The following is a 5,132-nucleotide window of genomic DNA, read 5'->3' on the forward strand; positions in this document are numbered from 1 at the left end:
TCTCCTACCTGTTTCTTGATCCGTGGTGGTGATAATACAGCGACTACAGGGTTTAACCAGAGCATAATTTATCTCTCCAATTGTGATCTTTTGCCAACTACTTTCGCTAAAAGCTTGATCGCTACTAATAACAATATTAGGCCGAAAACGATTCATCGGCACCGGTGCAACTAAACGCCGATTTAAGTCCGCTAAAGAAGCAGTATTAGTTAATAAAATTGGATAACCATCGGCAAAGCTGACAGGAGTATGATCGTTCCCTGCATAGCGAGGATTTGCAGGACGTGGATAATCGGGAGATTGTCGCACTAAACGACAGGGAATGTCGAGAATTTTCTCAAACCATTCGGCGATTTCATCCCCTTGATCCATGGCTATGGTTTGAGATTCCCAGATTTGAACCGCTCTTTTTTCTCCTGTGAAATTAGGCTGAAAAGTCAGGGAATCTTGAGATGTTTTCAGAGAAAATTTATCTCCTGTAATCGTGACAGAAACGGTGGCTAATTGCGGATATTCTCTTTGGGTGATAAATTTACCCTTGCCATCCACTAACATCATTTCTCGATCCCAGAGTAAACCTTTAGCAGTCACTTCAGCTTGGGATAATTGAATACCTCGACAGGATTTAATCGGGTAGATATAGAGATCAGTAACCTGCATTTTCTTTCAGTAGTTCTACATATTTTTTCGCCACATCTTCCCAAGTCCAGAGATTAATTTTATTGGGGATATCTTCGGGTAACAAGCGAGGAATTGGATTGAGGATAAATTGTTCTAAACAGTTGGCTAAACTGTCTGCATCTCCCCTAGGATAGAATTGCACTCTTTCGGGACAATTATATAATTCTACCTGTTCTTGAAACACTTCTAAATCGGAAGCGATAACGGGAATTCCTTGTAAAATGGCTTCCGCTATTGCCAATCCAAAACCTTCGTATTTTGAGGGAAATACCACAGAGGAACAGGTTTGATAATAAAATTGTAAGGTTTCATAGTCTTGATAACCTAATCCCTTGATATGACTCTCGAAAATTTCTTGATTTTCCTGATAAAGTTGGGTACATTCTTTGAGATAATCTTGGTATTCTTGAGTTTTGGATTGTTGAGACAATTGCAGATTTCCATTAACTAGATTATCGGTCTCTTTACCGATGAAAACAACCTTAAAGTTTAAGCCTTTTTTCGCTAGTGTAATTGCTGCCTTGAGTAAAGTCAGATGATCTTTGTAGATACCAAAAGAGGAAGGAAAATAAAAAGTAACTAGCTCACTTTTGACTAAATCACTCTTGGGATTAGACTGATCGACAAATCCCGCTAAGGGTACAGCTTTTAATTTACTAGCATAGGTAGCATTGGGAAAAACTTTTAAAACATCGTCTTTAGTTTTTTGGGAAATTGTGAAGAGTAGATCGGCCTTATCTAACCATTCTTTTAAGACTTCATTGTAGGGTTCTTGATAGGATTCTGAGTAAGTTAAGGGAGCAAATTGCCAAAAGACATCATAAATAATGCCACTTAAAGTAACCTTGACATTAGGAGGAGAAATCCGATTAGTCATTCCATACAAACAGTGATCAGCTTGGTAACGCTTGATAATCTGATTAATTCTTGTCTCGATGCGTAAAAGTTCAATTCTACGAGAGAAAAGACGATGAATAGAAGTCAGTCTTAGGGTTTTATAAAAATTCGCTAGAAGACCATTAAAATAAATGAGTTTTGTCTCAAAACTCTGGGGGTAAAAAGCAAAATCTTCGTAGATGAGTTTGTCAGAAGCAGGCATCAAAGACTTAAAATATTCAATGTCATTACGAGGAATAACGATAATAATTTCTTCGACGTATTCTAATAAGCTAGGTATTAAAGAGATAATGACTCTTTCTACTCCTCCTTGGCGATAAAACACGATCGGGATGACAATTTTCATAGATTTCCTTGTCGATAGCTGGCAATAAAAAGATTGATTTTTGACTTGAACCCATTATATGATAGGCTCGAATTGTTCTACTGAGTCGAGAAATCGAGTTAAATTCGAGAAACTAAGACTCTATCACCCATAGCCCCTATTTTCCCTCGATCTTGGAGAAAAAGAGTGTCACAAGCTACTCCATCCCTACAATCTAATCTCAAACAATGGCTACGAGCCAGCGCACCTTCCCTATTTCAAATTAAACAGCGTTTGAGCGCCCGTCGTTGGCCGAAAAAATCGATCGTTATTTACACAGAAAAATATCGTCCCATGCTTCCGGCGGAAATTTGGCAACGGGGGGCCAGTGGTACCCAGGCATCGGTGGCTTTTTTAGCGCAAGAATGGACGAAACGCGGCTATAAAGTGACTATTTTCGGCAATTGTGAGGGTATGGAAGGGGAACAGGACGGTATTCGCTATGTTAATTATTACCACATGAATTGGCAAGATCACTTTGAGACATTGGTGATCTCTCGTCATCCCACCTATTGCCGTCCTGGTACCAAAGCAGAACGAATTTTTTTTGATTGGCAAGATATTAAAGTGCCAGCAGACTCCTATACCCCCGAAATTTTGGCTAGATACGACAAAATTTTCTGTAAAAGCCAATATCAACGAGATTTACTGGATTTCTGTGCCGATAATCAATGTCCGATTGTTCCTAATGGTATCGATACTTCCCTTTTGGCTGTAAGTGAGACAGTGCCGGAAAGTGACTATCTTCCCTATCGTCTAGTCTATGCCTCTCGTTATTATCGGGGCCTAGAGTCGATGTTAAAGCATGGCTGGCCGATTATCAAGGCGGCAATTCCCGCAGCCGAGTTACATCTCTACTATGGTTTTACTAAACGGGATGAAATTGGCGATCGCAGGGAATGGCGGGATAATTTAATCGCTTTGATTAAAGCTAGTGCGGGGGTAGTTGATCGGGGAATGATGGGTTATCGTCAACTAATCGAGGAAAAAGCGCGCTCTGCTATTCATTACTACGGTTGCACCTATCGTGAGATCGATTGTATTTCTGTGCGCGAGTCGGCAGTGGTGGGTTGTCTGCCAGTGGTGACGGATTTTGCTGTTTTTCGAGAAAAGGACTACTGTGTGAAAGTACCGGGGGAAGTAACCGATCCAGCTACTCAGGAAGCTATAGCCTGGAAAATTGTCGAATTACTGAAAAATCCCCAGCTTTTAGCCCAAGAGCGCCAAAGATGTCGTCAAATTGCCCTAAATGACACCTGGGAGCGATCAGCCGCCGCTTGGTTAGATGTGATTGAAAAGGAGTCTCCCAGTCAGTAGATTGTTTACTTAGGGTATGCTGAAAAAGTTTTTCCTGGGGGCAGGGTGTAGGGTGTAGGGTGTAGGGTGTAGGGTTTTACTGATTTTGAGGGGGTCAATTACCCAATTTTCAGGGAAAAAGTACCTGAATTTTCCCCCCGATCACTCCCATATCTGGTACTTTTTGGAAACCAAAAAGTCTAAAAGTCTTATACAACAAGGTTTTTAGATTTATTCAGCAAACCTTACTCAGACTGGAAAACTGACCTTTTCGCTTAATAAGTGCCTAAATTAGGGATTTTAAGAGGAAGTAAGCCCTTGAAATCTCACTTGTGCGGGATATCTATGAGCATTTCCTCTAAAACCCTGGCTACTCTTAGCATTAACTCTTCGCGATCGGGAGCGGCGATGATTTGCAAACCTAAAGGTAGCTGGGATGGACGTTTAATCGGCAAAGAAAGGGCAGGTAAACCGATAAAAGAAAAAGGTTGGGTAAATCTGCCTAAATTAGGTCTAATTAATAGCTCTTGCCCGTCAATAATCATTTTTTCTACTCCTAACGGCGGCGCAATACAGGGAATCGTCGGGGTGAGGATAATATCGACTTCGGTGAAAATCTCTCGCAGACGATCGCGATACCAACGGCGAAAACGTTGAGCCTGTAAATACCAGCTAGAGGGAATTAATGCCCCTGCCAAGAAGCGATCCCGGGTTGCGGGGTCAAAATCCTCTAATCTGGTCTGTAAACGCGGTAAATGCCAATTTGCCCCCTCGGAAGCGGTAATTATATAGGCGGCTGCCCTGGCGCGGGCGGTTTCGGGAATGGTGATTTTTTTGGTCACTCCTAAACGTTCGGCGATCGCTGTCACCGCCTCGATTACTTCCGGTTCGGCTCCCTGCTGAAAATAATCATCGGCAAGGGCTATTTTTACGGACTCTAAGCCATTTAAAGGAGCTTTAAGGTTATTTTTGGCAAAAACACGCCAAATAGCCGCCATATCCGCCACATTGCCGCTAAAAAATCCCGGATGGTCTAAACTACTAACGAACAAAAATAAGCCCTGACGGGATACGCGCCCAAAGGTGGGTTTTAGCCCCACCACGCCACAACAAGCGGCGGGAACCCTCACGGAACCATTAGTGTCGGAACCGAGGGCGAGAGGCACTAAATTAGCGGCAACGGCAGCGGCGGAACCGCCGGAGGATACCCCCGAGACGCGACTAGGATCGCGGGGGTTGGGAGTGGCTCCATAATGGGCATTTTCGGTGACAAAACCGTAGGCGTACTCATCCATATTGGTCGCCCCCACCAAAACTGCCCCAGCCGCTTCTAGGGTTTGAATAGCGATCGCATCTTGTCCGGCGGCAGGGTGATCTCGATTGATTTTGGAGCCGGCAAGGGTGACAATGCCCTCAATATCAAAGAGATTTTTGACGGCGAAGGGGACTCCTGCTAAGACACCGACGGATTCCCCATTAGCGATCGCTTGATCGATTTTTTGGGCTTGAGCGAGCGCCCTAGGCTGTAAAATGTCGGTAAAGCAATTTAAATGGCGATTTTTCGCCTCTATCTCCGCCAAAGTCTGGCTAATAACTTCTAAGGCTCTAGTTTGACGATTTTGGATTGATCGAGCTAAATTGCACACAGAAATAGTCATGGTTCAAAGCTGAGGGCGCTTTCCCCGTCATCCTCTAAGGGAAATTCTGTCACTAAACTGGCGATTTCTTGCAAGCGTTGCCAGTTTTCAACCACAGAATTTAAATAGCGCTTGCTGAATAAATCTAAAAACCTTGTTGGATAAGGGTTTTAGACTTTTTTCCCCGCAAAAAGTGCTGACCATTGGAGGGATCGGGGGTAAAATTCAGGTACTTTTTCCCTGAAAATTAGGTAACT

Annotated in this window: 4 protein-coding genes and 1 pseudogene; 1 reads left to right on the top strand and 4 read right to left on the bottom strand. The window is 43.1% G+C overall.

The window, feature by feature from the left end:
- Together IQ242_RS16235 and IQ242_RS16240 are read right to left on the bottom strand one after the other, a co-directional pair.
- Nucleotides 1-660 (bottom strand): MOSC domain-containing protein (locus tag IQ242_RS16235; RefSeq protein WP_193960670.1); only part of this gene is annotated, 660 nt, incomplete at its 3' end.
- Entirely contained in the window at nt 647-1,924 is a 1,278-nt protein-coding gene (locus IQ242_RS16240; protein ID WP_193960671.1) for a glycosyltransferase, read from the bottom strand. The genes IQ242_RS16235 and IQ242_RS16240, both read right to left, overlap by 14 nt.
- A gap of 165 nt (nt 1,925-2,089) precedes the next feature.
- On the opposite strand from IQ242_RS16240, the gene IQ242_RS16245 reads away from it, so the two are divergent.
- Nucleotides 2,090-3,259 (top strand): glycosyltransferase, encoded by a 1,170-nt coding sequence (locus IQ242_RS16245; protein WP_193960672.1) that lies wholly within the window; start codon nt 2,090-2,092, stop codon nt 3,257-3,259.
- Between the two features lie 305 nt (nt 3,260-3,564).
- Here IQ242_RS16245 and IQ242_RS16250 read toward each other — a convergent pair whose 3' ends face one another.
- On the bottom strand, nt 3,565-4,896 hold the full coding sequence (locus IQ242_RS16250; RefSeq protein ID WP_193960673.1) for an AtzE family amidohydrolase: 1,332 nt from the start codon (nt 4,894-4,896) through the stop codon (nt 3,565-3,567).
- Nucleotides 4,893-4,994 (bottom strand): annotated as a pseudogene (locus tag IQ242_RS16255) (DUF4089 domain-containing protein); the annotation flags it as partial. The gene IQ242_RS16250 and the pseudogene IQ242_RS16255, both read right to left, overlap by 4 nt.
- Nucleotides 4,995-5,132: the final 138 nt, after the last annotated feature.

This window comes from Microcystis sp. LEGE 08355 (genome assembly GCF_015207185.1).
Taxonomy (GTDB): domain Bacteria; phylum Cyanobacteriota; class Cyanobacteriia; order Cyanobacteriales; family Microcystaceae; genus Microcystis; species Microcystis panniformis.